The following is a 16,810-nucleotide window of genomic DNA, read 5'->3' on the forward strand; positions in this document are numbered from 1 at the left end:
CCTTGTTTGAACATTGACTCTGTTTCTTGAGTTTGTGGTTGTCCTTGTTTTCCAGTTGTTTCTTTTGGCTCAGCTGTTGGTACTACTGGAGTTACCGTTGGTGTATATGTTGCTGTAGCCGGTGTTCCATTCTTATCTTTTACTTCTACTGTTGCAGGATCTGGTGTTCCTGTGAAGTCTTTGTTTGGTTTGAATGTTACTACACCTGTTAATGGATCGATTGTATATTTACCGATTTCTTTTCCATCTTTTGTTGCTGGAATTTCTGTTGACTCTACTGGTTGTCCATTTACTACGAATTTAGCCGGTTGCTGTTCGTTGATTGTAATTGGTGCTGTTTCATCACCTTGTGTAAATTTAGGTGTTCCTGTTTGCTCTTGACCTTGTTTACCTTCAGATGTAACTGGTTCTCCTGTTGGTGTAACTGGTGTTACCTCTGGAGTATATTTTCCTTTTGATGTAACTGGAACTTTGTTTCCTTCTGAGTCAGTAGCTGTTACTGATACCTCTACATTTACACCTTTAGCTTTTCCTGTGAATGTTGGAAGTGGTTCAAATGTTACTACTCCTGTTGTTGGATCAATCGAGTATGTTCCTTCTCCATCAACTACCACTTTACCTTCAGCATTAGCTCCTTCTAATGAGTATGCAGCTGTTGTCCAGTCTACATTTGTTCCATCTGGAGTGTTTGTTGTTGTATTTAATTCAGAGAAACGATCTTTTCCTGATTTAGATGTTTGAGGTTGTCCTTGTTTTCCTGTAGTTTCATCTGTTGATGGTTGAACTCCATATACAGTTGGTGTATATGTATTTTCTGTCGCTACACTTACTGGGTTTCCTGACTCATCATTGAATGTTACATTCGCTGAAACTTTCATCGGTGTAGCTGTTCCTACAAATCCTTCTACTGGAGTGAATGTTACTTCACCTGTTGTTGGATCTACTGTGTAAGTACCTTGATCAGTTGTTACTGAAGAAACTTTATTTCCTGTTGTTGGATCTACTAGTTTGAAGTCTGATACTGTAGTTCCTTCTTTTCCATCATTGAAATTATCTGCCATTGAGTCAGTTTGTTTTTGACCTTGAGCTCCTGATGATTTCTCTGGATCTGTTACCACGATGTAGTAAGTTGTTTCCGCTACTGCATCTTCTGTTACTTCACCAGCATCTGTTCCATTTACTGTTGGAGTTGTTACAACACCGTTTGAGTCTACTGCTCTCGCTGTTACTTTGTAACGTCCTTTTTGAGATAATACATAAGCATTAGCTTTAGCTAAGTTTGCTTCTGCAGCTGTTTTAAGAGCTGTACGTGCTGTTTCTACTGCTTTTTCAGCTGCTACAGCTTCTGTTCTAGTTGCAGTAACTTTAGAATCAAGTATTGCTACATTCCCTTTAGCTGCTGCGATATCTGCTTCAAGTTTTGCTTTAATTTCTTTTGCTACGTTAAGCGTTCTTTGAGCCATTTCTTCAGCTGTTGGTGAAATTGTACGTAGTTTTAAATTATCTAATGCTGTTTGAGCATCTTCAACCATTCTTATTTGACGATCTAATCTTTCTTGTAAACTTGCTAATTTATTTTGTTCTTCTTGTTTTTCTTTTACCGCTTTAGCTGCTGCTTGAGTTTTCTCAGCTGCTGAACGTTGAGCTTGGATATAAGCTGTTTCTTCTGCTTGAGCTCCATCAAAAGTAGTTACTGTTCCGTCTGGTGCAGTTGCTGTTACTTTTGTTTTAATAGTATCTGAATCTGCTACTGATGTTTTATCATCGATTGTATCTGCGAATGCTACATTTGCTTTAGTAGATTTAATTAAGTCTACTGATGTACCTTTTGCTTCCGAATAACTTGTTGAAGTTCCTGTTGGTTTAGCATTTTGGATAGACGCTAAATCTGATCCTACTGCTTCACGGAATGCAATATACCCATTAAATCCTGAATCAGTTGAAACCTTCCATCCTGCACCTGTTTCTGTTGCCGTAACCTTAGATCCATCAGATGCAGTCCACTGATTTGTTACTGAATCATAATTTACTTTAATCGTTCTACCTTGAGTACTTGACGTTTGATCATTTGGTAATAATGTTTCAGTACGGAAAACATCTCCTACTGCTGTTACTTCACCATTTTTTCTAACTTCTGCTACTTTATCTACTAGATTTGTCGCTGAAGATTTAGCATTCCACGTACGTGTGAATTCATAAACAAATAATTTAACATTTCCGTTAGGTTGAGCTTCTGTATATACACGTCTTTCTGTAAGAATTGAATTATCTCCACTTTCTTCAAGGTGATATGCATCTTCTACAGGTAGAGAGTATTTACCTGTTGCACGGTTAAATGTCGCTGTATATTCTTTGTTGTTATGATCTTTAACAGTTACTGTCTCACGTTGTAAGTGTGCTTGTACTTTGTCAGTTGTTGCTTTAGCCGCAATACTATCGACACCAACATATTTTGTAGATTCTGGAGTCACTGTTAAGTTAATAGTTGATTCTCCTGAAGTTGCAACCGGTGCTAATACGGCTCCTTCTTGAACAGCTGTATTTGTAGTACCTGCTGCAACAACCCAGTTCCCATTCTTAGCTACTAAGTTTGTAACTGTTCCATCTGGCATTGTAATTTCCGCTTTGTTAGCTCCATTAGAGATTGTTACTGGTACGTTTGTTGCATATGCTTCTACATTTTTCACCGTAATCTTAGGTGCTACTGCGATTGTAATATTCTCATGAGCTTCTTGCCCATTCATGTTCCATGCTGATGCACTGTTATAATCTTTAGCTAATGCTGCTACAGTAAAGATTCCTGCTTCTGTTGGTTTACCTGTGATTAAACCTGTTTCTGGTGCGTAAGTTAACCCTGGAATAGTGTCGTCAAGAGATACTGGTTTAGTTCCATTCGTTTTACCATTTAATGTTGTATAAGCAGTAACTGTTTGAGGACTATTCATTGATTTAACAGTAGTCCCGTCAGCTGCCACAAATTCTGCTTTTTTACCAGATGAATTAGGCGCAGTTTTTGAACCAGCTACGAACTTAGAACCATCTTCACGCTGATAGTTAGCACGTATATCTTTATTTACTCCATCATTATCAACATATTGTAATTCATGGCTTACATCCTCCCCAATAGTAACCATTGTTGAAGAACCTTGAATTCTAGGAGCAGTTGTATCCTGCCACCCTATCCATCCTGCTTGTAAGTCACGGAAGAATACTTTTTGTTCAGTATCACCTTTTGCAACAGTTAATTCATAACGGAAGTCATAAACACCGTTTTGAATACTTGCTCCAACATATCCTTCTACAGTATCTGTAGCTGCGTTATATCCTAATCCTGGAGGTAAGTTCAACGGAGTTACACTCTTGATAGTGTATCCTGCCGCTTTTGCCTCATCATTTAAATCAAAACGTTTTGTTACGTCTTTAAGATAAACATAGTGGTTACCTTGTTCATATGTGTATCCATAAATTTCTGTTGCTAGATATTCATAAGCTCCACCTGATCCATATGGGTTAGTATTATTATTTTGACCACTTGCACGAAGTTTGTTATTCCACATCGCTGCTTCACGTCCAAGTTTCTGAGCTTCTGTTTTTGATAACGGAAGGTCAGTACGTGCTCCAGTACCAGGTTGTGGGTTGTTTTTAGCAACGACTTCTGTATTTTCAGATTGGAATCCTTTAACATAAATTCTATATGCAGGATTACCATCTAACTCTTTATACGTTTTCCCAGTCGCTGTTTCAAATTCTCCATTTTCTTTTCTTAGTTCTGTAGATTCTAAAGTATATCCTTCATTTGCTGAAAGAGCTACTCCGTATCTACCATCACGACGAACACCAGCATTTTCTAATTCAGCATATACCGCTTTAATAGAATTACTTAGCTCTTCTAAACTTTTAGCGATTTGTTCTTTTGTTACATTGTCGCTTCCTAGTAAGTTATTAGCTACTTTAATTACTTCTTCGTTTTTAGCCACTGCTTTTTCTACAGCTGGTTTCGCTTCGATTTTAACTTCATTTTTACGAATTGCTTCATTAGCAAGTACGTTTGTTACTTCAGCTTCTGAAGTTACTTGAGTTAGTTCTTTTTTAGCTTCTTTTACTTCTTCAGTTTGTTTTGCTTCAGTTTTAGCTTTTTCTTCTTCTTTTTTAGTTTCTTCTTTCTCTGCAGTTACTTTTGCATTTGATTCTACAACTGTAGAGTTTAATGCTTCAAGTGTAGCTACTTTTGCATCTACTTCTTCTTGAGTTGCATCAGCTTTTGCGAATACTTCTTTCGCTTTCGCTAATTCTTCACGAACAGCTTTCACTACTGCTTCATCAGCATTTTTAGCTTCGTTTAGTTTTTGTTCTAATTTTTCGATTGTTGATTTTAAAGCTGTTTTATTCGCAGCTTTTGTCTCAGTTTTTTCTTCTTTAGCAGTATTTTCTTTTACAGTTTCTTTAGACGCTGTATCTTTTGTGCTTTCTGCTTTTTTAGTTTCTTCTTTTGCAACTGCTGTTGTTACCGTACTTTCTTTAGCAGTTTCTTCTACTTTTGCTGCTTTTTCAACAGCCTTAGGTGCTTCTTCTTTTGTCACTTTAGCATCTGTGTTTGATGTGCTTTGTGTTGTTGTGTTGTCCGATACTTGCTCACTAGCTTGCGCTACTGTTCCTACACCTAAAAAGATACTAGCACCGATTACTACTGATGCTGCACCCACTTTGAATTTCTTAATAGAGTAACTTTCGACTCTTGTACCTTCTTTGGTACTCTTTAAATATTGGTTGTTTTTCCCTACCATTATTTTCCTCCTATGGTATATATTGTATTATTAATTGATTGTGAATTTTTAGACATTCACCTATATAACAAAACTTAATTAATAACAAAACATAAAAAAACATAACAATCTTGTTACATTTTTTCATAAACCATATTGCTTTTGTATAAAAACTCCAATATAATATTTCTCCAAATATAAATTAACCTCTTACCATTAATTTATTAACTATATATTTTTTTTACTAATTTTGAAATTCATTTGATTTCTTTATCATTTTACCAAAATATTTTCATTGTGTCTACTATTTTTCCCTTAATTTTTTCTATCAATCTTTAAAATTCTACTTTTTTATACAATATTATACCTCTTAAAAACACCTTTAAATCAGCTTTTATAAACAGAAAAACCTATAAAATCAACTTTTGTAATTATTGTAATTACTTTGCACAGAACTTAAGATTTTTTTAAAAGTATTTTTGTTTTTAATAAAATTTATTACCTATAACAGTTTCTAATAAATAATATAACATCACGTATAATCACCTTAACAGTAACTTTTAACTTATAAGAATAGAAATTAAGTACAATAACTACAGTTTACTTAAAATATACTTTAAATAACTTAAAAAGTTATAAATATTACTTAAAATATACTTTAAATAATATTCCTTGCGACATCTCTCTACTTTATCTTATCTTTGAAATTTATATATCTTAATTATTTCCATTTTTCATAATACAGCGTTTCAACTCAAAAAACACAAAAAACCACCCTCTATTATCTAGAGGGTGGCTCATATATATCATTAAGAGTTTTTTAGATTTCTAATTAGTCGTCTTTTCTTTGGCGTTTTCTTACAGCCACAGCAATACCCGCAAGTAATGCTCCGAATCCTGCTAATCCTGTATCAACTCCACTTTCACCTGTGTTAGCTAGGCGTTTAGGTTGTACTTTTTCAACAGAGTCCGTTACTTTTCTGAAGATATGTACTAAGTTACCTTCTTTATCTACTTCTGTTCTTACGAATTCGTATCCTGGAACTTTTCCAGCTTCTTTAGTTCCTTTTTCTGTTGGTTTTAGAGGATTTCCGTTTTCGTCTACCCAGTTTGTAGTTCTGCTTTCTTCTGGAATACGATTAACCGGTTTAAAGATGTGGCGTACATTTCCATCTTTATCAGTTACAGTTCTTACGAACTCATATCCTGAGATTTCTCCTGGAACTTTTGTTCCATTTTCTAATGGTTTTAATGGATTTCCGTTTTCATCTACCCATGATGTAGTTTTTTCTACTACTGGAGTTGGTGTTGGCGCTGGAGGTGTTACTTTTTCGTATACATGCTCGATATCTCCGTTTGGAAGTTTCTTAGTTTCTACGAATCTATATCCTGGAATATCTTTCTTCGGTTGTTCTCCATCCTCTGTTGGATAATTTGGAATTTCTTTTCCTTCTTTATCTTTGAATGAAGTTTTAACTTTTTCATATACGTGTTCTGTATCTCCATTTGGAAGTTTCTTAGTCTCTACGAATCTGTATCCTGGGATATCTTTCTTCGGTTGGTCTCCATCCTCTGTTGGATAATTTGGAATTTCTTTTCCTTCTTTATCTTTGAAGGATGTTTTAACTTTTTCGTATACGTGTTCTGTATCTCCATTTGGAAGTTTCTTAGTTTCTACGAATCTATATCCTGGGATATCTTTCTTCGGTGTTTCTCCTTCTTCTGTTGGATATCCTGGGATGTCTTTTCCTTCTTTATCCTTGAATGAAGTTTTAACTTTTTCGTAGACGTGTTTTGTATTTCCATCGTTGTCAGTTACAGTTTCTACGAATCTGTATCCTGGGATGTCTTTCTTAGGAGTTGTTCCATCTTCACTTGGGTATCCTGGAATTTCTTTTCCTTCTTTATCTCTGAAGATAGTGTCTGGACGAACTGTTGGTGTGTAAGATGCAAAGATTGTTTTACCATTTTTATCTTTTCTAACAACTGTTACACCAGATGCTGTTCCTACGAATTCTGGTTCTGGAGTGAACGTTACTTTTCCATTTGGATCAATAGTGTAAGTACCTTGACCTGGTACTACTTTTGTAGTTTTTCCGTCTTCGAATGTTGGTGGTACATCTTTATCGATATCTCCTTCGAATACTGGAGTATTTGATTGAGGTTTACCTTTTGGTCCTTCAGATACTACATCTTTAGTTGATGTTGCTCCTAGAACTGTTGGTGTGTATTTCGCTGTTACTGGTGTTCCATTTTTATCAACACGTTTAACAGTTACACCTTTTGTTACACCTACGAAGTCTTTTTCTGGAGTGAATGTTACTTTTCCGTCTTTATCAACAGTGTATACACCTTCTCCTGGAACTTCTTTTCTAGTTGAACCATCTTCGAATGTCGCTGGTACATCTTTATCGATTTCTACTGTTTTGTTTTTACCGTTAACAGTTTCTGATCCACCTTTGAAGACTGGTGTTTCTTCTTGAGGTGTATTCTTAGGACCCACTGATGTTACATCTTCTCCAGATGGTGATACTGGAATTACTGTTGGTGTGTATTTCGCTGTTACCGGTGTTCCGTTTTTGTCAACACGTTGAACAGTTACACCTTTTGCTACACCTGTGAATGTTTTTTCTGGTACGAATGTTACAGTTCCATCTGGCGCTACAGTGTAAGTACCTTCGTTTGGTACTACTTTTGTAGTTGAACCATCTTCGAATGTTGCTGGTTCATCGTTGTTGATTTCTACTGTTTCTTCTTTACCATTTATAGTTGTTTTTCCACCTTTGAATGTTGGTTTTCCTGTTTGAGTTTCACCTTGTAGATCTTTAGATTTAGCTTCTTTACCTTTTGGTGTTACCCCTAATACTGTTGGTGTGTATGTTGATTCAGCTGGCGTTCCGTTTTTATCAACACGTTGAACTTTAATTCCTGAAGTTTTACCTTTGAATTGTGGTTCTGGTGTGAATGTTACTTCTCCAGTTTTCGGATCGATTGTGTATGTTCCTTCTCCTGGTACTTTTACAGTTTTTTCTTCTGTTGGTTGACCAGTTGTTGGATCTACCAACTTAGCTGGTTTTGTAGTATCAATTTCGACTGTTTCTTCTTTACCGTTAACAGTTGTTTTTCCACCTGTAAATGTTGGTGTTGATTTTTGTGGTGCACCTTGGATATCTTGTGTTTCTTTTTCATCACCTTTTGGTGTTACTGGTTTAACGAATGGAGTGTATTTACCATTTACTGGTGTTCCGTTTTTATCTTCACGTTGAACTTCGATTCCTTTAGCTTCACCTGTGAAGTTTGGTTCTGGTGTAAATGTTACTTTTCCATTTTCATCAATTTCGTAAGTTCCTTCGTTTGGTACTTTTACAGATGTTGCATCTGTTGGTTTACCTGTTGTTGGATCTACTAGTTTTGGTGCTTTATCTAAGTTAATAGGTACTTTTTTGTCACCTTCTTTGAATGTTGGTGTACCTTCTTGTGATTTACCTTGGATTCCTTCTGAAGTTACTGGAGTCGCTGTTGGTGTTACCGGCGTGATGTATGGTGTGTAAGTAGTTTCTACTGTGATTCCATTTTCATCCGCTGCTTGAACACGTACTGGTTGTACTTTACCATGGTAAGTTGCATTTGGAGTTAATACTCCGATAGCTTTTCCATCTACTACTTCAAGAGTGTATTCCCCGATTACATTTCCTTCTGGATCTTTCGCAGGGACTTTCGTAGCTGGTTGTCCATTTTCATCTAATAATGTGTAAGATTGTGGATTAATCGGTACAGTTTTTTGAACTGCTACTTTTACATCTGGGTGATCGATATCAGGTACAGTCGTTTTATCTACTACACTATCGATAAATGTAACAGGTTGTTTTTGAACTTGACCTTGAACATCTTGTGATGTAGCCGGTTGTGCTTTTGGTTTAGCCCCGATAACGATTGGACGGTATTTACCAATAGCTGGTTGTCCAAGTTTATCAACACGTTGAACGATTACCCCTTTAGCTTCACCAACAAATGTTTTCTCAGGAACGAAATCAACTGTTCCGTCTTGTTTAAGAGTATATTCTCCTTCTCCTTCAACTTTTACAGTAGTCCCCACTGGTACTGGTTGTTTTGTCGCTGGATCAAGTAATACTGGTGCTACATTTTCATCGATTTCTACAGTTTTTTCTTCTCCACCGATTTCTACTGTTCCACCTTTGAACTTAGGTTTTCCGTGTTGTTTTTGACCTTGGATATCTGCAGAAATTACATCCCATCCTGTTGGAGTTACTGGGTGAACTACCGCTGTGTATTCTCCACGAGCTGGTGTTCCATTTTTATCTTTACGGATTACTGTTAATGTTGTACCTTTTCCTGTGAATGTTTTTTCTGGTACAAATGTTACTGTTCCGTCTGGAGCTACTGTGTAAGTACCTTCTCCTTTGATTGTCTTAGTTGTATTACCATCTTCGAATGTTGCTGGTACAGTATCATCCATCGGTACAGTTTCTTCTTTACCGTTTACTGTTGTTTTACCACCTTCAAAGGCTGGTTTTCCGCTTTGAGTTGCACCTTGAATATCTTCTGTGAATGCAACTTTACCAATTGGAGTTACAGGTTTAACAGTTGGTGTGTAAGTCGCTGTTGCTGGTGTTCCATTCGCATCTTTAACTTCTACTGTTGCTGGTACTGGAGTACCTACGAAGTCTTTATTCGGTGTGAATGTTACTTTTCCTGATGTTGGATCAATTGTATATGTACCAACTTGTTTTCCTGTTGAATCTTTAGCTGGAATTGTTGGTTCATCAGTTGGTTTACCTGTTGTTGGATCTACTAATTTAGCAGGTTGAGTTGCATCGATTTTAATTGGAGCAACTGGGTGTCCTTGCGTAAATGTTGGAGTTCCTTCTTGAGGTGAACCTTGGATTCCTTCTGAAGTTGCTGGTGTTCCTGTTGGTGTTACAGGTGTAATGTTCGGTGTATAAGTAGTTGTTACAGGTGTTCCGTTTTTATCTTTCGCTTGAACAGTTACCGGTTCTACTTTACCTACATATGTTTTATCAGTTGGTGTGAATACCGCTACTGCTTTTCCGTCTACATTCTTAACAGTGTAAGTACCTACTACTTTTCCTGTTGCGTCTTTTGCTGGTACTTCTGAAGCTGGTTGTCCATTTTCATCTAATAATGTGTATGTTGTTGGATCAATTGGTACTTTTTTCTCAACACCATCGATTGTTGTTTTCGAATCGTTGAATGTTACAGGTTGCTCTTGAGTTGCACCTTGTACGTCTGTTGATGTTGCCGCTTCTGCAGTTGGAGATGCAGGTTCAACTACTGGAGTGTATTTTCCAGTTGCTGTTACTTCTACAGTATTCCCTTCTTTGTCAGTTGCATTAGCTGTTACTTTTACATCTACACCTTGCGCTGTTCCTGTGAATGTTGGAAGTGGAGTGAATGTTACAACACCTGTTGTTGGATCAATTGTGTAAGTTCCTTCGTTTGGAACAACAACTTTACCTTCATTATCAGCACCTTCTAATGAGTACTTAGCTGTTGTTAAATCAACATTTGTACCATCTGGAGTGTTTTCTGGAGTGTTTAGTTTAGAGAATCTTTCAATTCCTGGTTTAGAAGTTTGGACTGCCCCTTGTATATCTTTAGTTGTATCAGCATTACCTTTAACACCATAAACTGTTGGTGTGTATGTAGTTGATGCTTCTACTGTTACAGGGTTACCATCTTCTCCTGGGATAGTTACATTAGCTGCTACTGAAATTGGTTTAGCAGTTCCAACATATCCTTGAGCTGGTGTGAAGCTTACTTCACCTGTTGTTGGATTAACTGTGTAAGTTCCTTCATCAGTTGTTACTGAAGAAACTTTATTTCCTGTTGTTGGATCTACTAGTTTGTAGTCTGATACTGTAGAGTTTTCAGGAAGTCCAGTTTTGAATCCTTTTTCCATAGTATCACTTTGTGGAGTATCTTGAGCTCCTGAAGAAATTTCTGGTTTAGGTACTACGATGTAGTAAGTTGTTTCTGCTACTGCATCTTCTGTTACTTCACCTGAATCTGTTCCTCCTACTGTTGGAGTAGTTACAACACCGTTTGAGTCTACTGCTCTTACTGTAACTTTATAGCTTCCATATTGACCTAATGTATATGCTGCGATTTCTGGGTTTGCTAGGTTTGCTGCTGCAGCTGTTTTCAATGCTTCACGAGCTGTTTCTACCGCTTTTTCAGCTTCTAGGGCTGCAGTACGCGCTGACTCTACTTCAGTATTTTTTGTTGAAAGATTTGCTTGAGCTGTCGCTAGTTGTGCTTCAATAGATGCTTTAAACTCTTTGGCATGCGCAAGTTTTCTTTCTGCTAATTCTTGAGCTGTTGGTGAAATTGTACGTAATTTCAAGTTGTCTAATGCTGATTGAGCATCTTCTACCGTTCTTGTTGAACGATCTAATAGTTCTTGAAGACGTGCTAATTCATTTTGTGATTCTTGTTGTTCTTTTACAGCCGTTGCTGCCGCTTGAGTTTTAGCTGCCGCTGTACGTTGTGCTTGAATATAAGCTGTTTCTTCTGCTTTCGCCGCATCAAATACTTTTTGGCTTCCATCTGGAGCTGTTACCGTTAATTTTGTTTTAATTGTTTCTGATTGAGCATCGTCTGATTTATCATCGATAGTATCTGTGAAATCAACGTTAGCTTTTTCTGATTTTAGTAAATCTACTGAAGCATCTTTTGCTTCTGAGTAACTTGTTGAAGTCCCCGTTGGCTTAGCATTTTGAATTGATGCTACGTCTGTTGAGCTTGCTTCACGGTATGCTACATACCCTTTAAATCCTGATGCTGTTTCAACTTCCCAACCAGCATTTGATTTTTTAGCTGTTACTGCTGTTCCGTCAGAAGATGTCCATTGATTTGTTACTGAGTCATAACTTACTGTAACTACCATCCCTTGTTCTGAAGATGTGTTATCTTTTTTAACTAGAGTCTCTGTACGTGTAACATTACCTACTGCTGTTACCTCACCATTTTTACGGATTTCAGCAATTTTATCTACTAATGTTGCTGCTGAAGATGTTGTATTCCATGTACGTTCAAACTCATAAACAACGAACTTAACATCACCATTTGCTTGAGCATCTGTATAAACACGACGTTCAATAAGAGTTGATGTACCATTACCATTGTCTTTTAATTCATAAGCTTTTTCAGTAGGTAATGAATATTTACCTGTTGCACTGTTAAATACCGCTTTATACGTATTACCTGCTGCGTCATTTACCATAGCAAATTCACGTTGAATATTTGCTTTCACCTTATCAGTTGTTGCTTTTGCTGCAATACTATCAACACCTACGTATTGTGTAGCATCAGATGTTACCGGAAGATTGAATTTTGAAGGTGCTGTTGTAGAAGCTGCTCCTAGTACATCTCCTTCATTTACAGCTGTATTTGTAGTTCCAGCTGCTACTGTCCAGTTTCCATCCTTAACTGCTAATTTAGTTACAGTACCATCTGGCATTGTAATTTCTGCAGTGTTAGCTCCGTTTGAAATAGTTACAGGTACTTTTGTAGCATATGCTTCTACGTTAGATACTGTAATTTTTGGTGCTACAGCAATAGTAATATTTTCATGAGCTTCTTGACCATACATATTCCAATCCTGATTTTTCGCATTGGTTGTATTATTATAGTCTTTTGCATAAACAGCCGCTGTAAAAATTCCCGCTTCTGACGCTGTTCCAGTAATGTCTCCAGTTTGTGGATTATAATTTAATCCTGGTACGACATCATTTATCGAAGTTTGACTTCCCGTATAATTACCATTTAGGGCTGTGTGGGCTGTGACCGTTTGCGGTCCATTCTCGGTATTTACTTTAGATCCGTCAACTGCAGTGAAAGTTGCTCCAGTCGCGCCTCCAGGAGCAGTTTTTGAACCGGCAACAACTTTTTCTCCATTTTTTCTGTATACATAACCTGCTCTTTCATCGCGACTCATTCCATCGTTATCAACATATTTGATGTTATGATTAACTTGATCGCCAATTGTTACTAATTTTGATTTTCCTTGAATAACTGGTGCAGATGAATCTTGCCATCCTATCCATCCAGCCGTTAAGTCTTTGAAACCAACCTGCTGAGTAGCTCCACCTTTCTCTATAGTTAAAATATAACGCATGTCATATACACCATTTTGAAGAGTAGATGATACATATCCTTCCACAGTATCTTTATCAGCATTATATGCTAATCCTGGTGGTAAGTTGCTCATATCAACTTTTGTAATTGTATATCCTGCAGCAGTTGCCTCTGGTGATAAACTAAAACGTTTTTTTACATCTGTAAGATAAACATAATGATTTCCTTGCTCATAAGTATATCCGTAGATTTCTGTAGTTAGATACTCATAAGCACCTCCTGCACCGTATGTGCTAATGATCTTATCTTTGTTAGCTTTTCCTGTAACACGGATCTTTCCATTCCATAGAATAGCTTCACGTCCAAGCTTTTGAGCTTCTGTTTTTGATAAAGGAATATCTGTACGACCACTTGTCCCGGCTTGTCCATTATTAGTCGCAGGCACATCAGTGTTCTCAGATTGATAACCATGAACATAAACTTTATAGTTAGCGTTACCATCTAGTACTTTGTATGATTTACCTGTAGAACCAAGAAATTCTCCATTTTCTTTTCTTAATTCTGTAGAAGAAGCTGTGTATCCTTCATTAGCTGAAAGAGCTACTCCGTATCTACCGTCACGACGAACACCAGCGTTTTCTAATTCAGCGTATACCGCTTTAATAGAGTTGCTTAATTCTTCTAAGCTTCTTGCGATTTGTTCTTTAGTTACATTGTCACTTCCAAGTAAGTTGTTAGCTACTTTGATAACTTCTTCGTTTTTAGCTACTGCTTTTTCTACAGCTGGTTTTGCTTCGATTTTAACTTCGTTTTTACGAATAGCTTCTTTAGCCAACACGTTTGTTACTTCTGCTTCTGAAGTTACTTGAGTTAATTCTTTCTTAGCTTCTTTAACTTCTTTAGATTCTTTTGCTTCTGATTTTGCTTTTTCTTCAGCTTTTTTAGCTTCATCTTTCGCAGCTGTTCCAGTTGCTTCTGATTCTGCTACTACTGAAGTTAGCACGTTTAGTGTTGTTACTTTCGTATTAACTTCGTCTTGAGTTGCATTAGCTTTTGCGAATACTTCTTTTGCTTTTGCTAATTCTTCACGAGCTGTTTTTAATGCTACTTCATCAGCATTTTTAGCCGCTGCTAATTTTTGCTCTAAGTTTTCAATACTTGCTTTTAGAGCTGTTTTATCAGCTGCTTTTGCTTCAGCTTTAGCTTCTGTTTTCGGAGCTTCCACTTTTTCAGCTACTGCCGCTGCAACACTTTCTTTCGTGTTTTCTACTTTTGCTGGTTGTGCTTGTGCTTTTGGTGTTTCCTCTTTTGCTCCTGCGTTTGTTGTGTTGTCCGCAGTTGTGTTATTAGAAACTTCCTCAGCTGCTTGAGACACTGCTCCAGCACCTAAAAAGATACTAGCACCGATCACTACTGATGCTGTACCGACTTTGAATTTTTTGATAGAGTACGATTCTACTTTAGTACCTTCTTTTGTGGTTTTTAAGTACTTATTATTTTTTCCTACCATCAAACTTCCTCCTATGATATATATAACTTTTTAGCGTTAAATTAAATATCTCCTCTTATGATATATTTTCTTCTAAACTAAACCTTTTTCAAACTCTTTATCTTCGATTTTATTGATTATGATATTTAACTTGAACGCATACTACTAATTTGAAATCCATTTTTTGAATTCCACTATTAATAATACCAAATATTATCCTTTTTGTCCAAGGAATCGACTCGATTTTTAAATCTATATTTTTTTTCGGCTACAAATCATAAAACCCTCATACATTAGCCACATTTTTCCGAGTATAGACAGCCTTATGAAACCATGTTAAAATCAACCTTTCAAACTACTAGATGCTATCTATTATCACGCAGTTTTATTCTTAATTTTTACTTACTCTAATGTTTTATAACTATAGAAATCTATAATCTCATGCCTACAAACAACTTCAATCTTCATTTATGTTCTTTACTGTAAAAAACACTGATATTATAAACTTTTCATCAAACTATTTCTAGAAATTAACTTAACTTCCTTCATTTAATTATTTTATATTAATAAAATAATTATTTTTATTAATCCAGCCTAAAACATTGACCTGTTATTTATAAATTATATTATATTTTTTAGTGGAAAACGAATATTAGTATCATTATTTTTTAACTAAATAGAATATCAGTGAACAACAATTTCAAATATATATACAAGTTAAAAACAAATCTCGAACATTTAAAATCATCTCCAGCATTTTTCATTAAATAATAATTCATTTAAATATTTTACATATGTAACAAATAGTTACTCTATTGACCTACTTTAAGACCTATGATAGAATGAAAACGTGGAATATTATGTATTTAATTATTTTTTATGTATAATATGAAAGTAATTTTAAAAAGTTTGATTAACGACAATCTAGCAAGCACTTTTAATCAATTTTTGTAAAATTTCACCACAAAAATACTTAAAAAAATATTGTACATTGGTTATACATTCGATAATACATAGCCAAATTTTAACAAAAAACTAAAATACACGTATACCGGAGGGTTATATGATTACAATTGAAGATATTAACAAAGTTATAGAAAAAATAAAAAATGAACACACAAAAGAATATATTGGAATTTCTATCAGCGGAGATAGAGGTCTAAATGTTAGTACAAATAAATTTGGAGGAGTTCCTTACATTGCACAAGACGCTGAGGTTCCAGCAGACGCAGAAGGTAATCAACTTGCACTACTAGCTCAAATTAACTGTACTGAACTACCAGAAAATGATATTTATCCTAAAGAAGGATTACTACAATTCTGGATTTCACGCGATGATTCTTTCGGACTAGATTCTAAAGGAACTAATGTCGTAAAATATATTAAAGATATAGATGAAAACATAACAAATGGAGATGTACTAAGCAAGTATCATCTTCCTAGCGAAGATAACGACGAGGAATATTCTCCATTCCAAGAAAAAGATGCATCATTTGCATTAACATTCAACAAAGGAACTTCAACGATTACAGCTACAGACTTCTTGTTCGAAGATATCGCAAAAGATGCTATCCATGAATTATTTCCTGATGAACAGGTAGAAGATTTATACGAAGACCTTGATAGTGAAGTCTATAAAACTCTATTTAAAGCTTTTGATGGCGTTAAACACGCTATAGGTGGCTATCCAACATTTGTTCAATGGGATCCACGTGACCCTGAAAACAAAGAAGCGTACGACACTATGCTTCTTCAAATAGAAAGTGAATGGGATGCGAACACGAAAGATAACCTAATTATGTGGGGCGATTCAGGAGTTGCAAACTTCTTTATCAACAAAGAAAAATTAGCAAACTTAGATTTTGAAGATACATTATTCAACTGGGATTGCTGTTAATTAAGACTCTCTGTTAAATTCGGAACATAGAGAAAAAATAAAATCTAGGCAGCAATTCGCTGCTTAGATTTTTATTATTTAGTGATATAACCTTTTTTAATAAAACGTTCAAAAGGACAGAGAGTAAAAATTTACTTTCTGTCCTTTTTCGTTTGTGTATATTATAAATTGAATTACAACGAACCTTATTATAATTCACTTTCATCTCTGGTTTATACTTTTTAAAAGTCTGATACATTATCCGAACCGCAGTAAGGGCAAGTTGGATAACCAAAATCTTGACTTTCAGCATCAAAATACCTGTTACAGTTATTACAATAACATTCTACTTCTATCATCCATATATTTTTCGTAGGTAGCTTTTGTGATTTTTTTATAAACTCTGTTGCTATTTTTGCCTTCGACATTAACTCTACCAATAGCATTGTATCCTCAGCTTGTACTTCTTCCATATTAAACAACCCCTTTTCTAAATTTTCTTCACCTTTATTATACTCCATTAATTATGCATTTTCTAATAATATATAACTTCATTTTCTTCCG

At 35.7% G+C, this 16,810-nt stretch carries 4 protein-coding genes; 1 reads left to right on the top strand and 3 read right to left on the bottom strand.

The annotated features are described in order from the left end of the window. The coding region (locus PNO30_RS06040; RefSeq protein WP_271987532.1) for a YSIRK-type signal peptide-containing protein at nucleotides 1–4,784 on the bottom strand (4,784 nt) is incomplete at its 3' end. A gap of 811 nt (nucleotides 4,785–5,595) precedes the next feature. Continuing rightward, nucleotides 5,596–14,391 carry a YSIRK-type signal peptide-containing protein gene (locus PNO30_RS06045; protein WP_271987534.1) on the bottom strand — a complete coding sequence of 2,932 codons (8,796 nt, stop codon included), beginning with the start codon at nucleotides 14,389–14,391 and terminating at the stop codon, nucleotides 5,596–5,598. 1,042 nt (nucleotides 14,392–15,433) lie between these two features. Here PNO30_RS06045 and PNO30_RS06050 point away from each other — a divergent pair. After that, nucleotides 15,434–16,267 (top strand): YwqG family protein, encoded by an 834-nt coding sequence (locus PNO30_RS06050; protein WP_271987535.1) that lies wholly within the window; start codon nucleotides 15,434–15,436, stop codon nucleotides 16,265–16,267. Nucleotides 16,268–16,488: 221 nt separating this feature from the next. Here PNO30_RS06050 and PNO30_RS06055 read toward each other — a convergent pair whose 3' ends face one another. Beyond that, entirely contained in the window at nucleotides 16,489–16,719 is a 231-nt protein-coding gene (locus tag PNO30_RS06055) for a hypothetical protein (RefSeq protein WP_271987536.1), read from the bottom strand. Nucleotides 16,720–16,810 lie beyond the last annotated feature (91 nt).

The organism is Gemella haemolysans, assembly GCF_028308085.1.
Classification (GTDB): domain Bacteria; phylum Bacillota; class Bacilli; order Staphylococcales; family Gemellaceae; genus Gemella; species Gemella haemolysans_D.

Excerpts from the sequence above, each read along its gene's own strand:
- PNO30_RS06055 (WP_271987536.1), bottom strand. The coding sequence starts at position 16,719 with ATGGAAGAAGTACAAGCTGAGGATACAATGCTATTGGTAGAGTTAATG.
- PNO30_RS06045 (WP_271987534.1), bottom strand. The coding sequence starts at position 14,391 with ATGGTAGGAAAAAATAATAAGTACTTAAAAACCACAAAAGAAGGTACT.
- PNO30_RS06050 (WP_271987535.1), top strand. The coding sequence starts at position 15,434 with ATGATTACAATTGAAGATATTAACAAAGTTATAGAAAAAATAAAAAAT.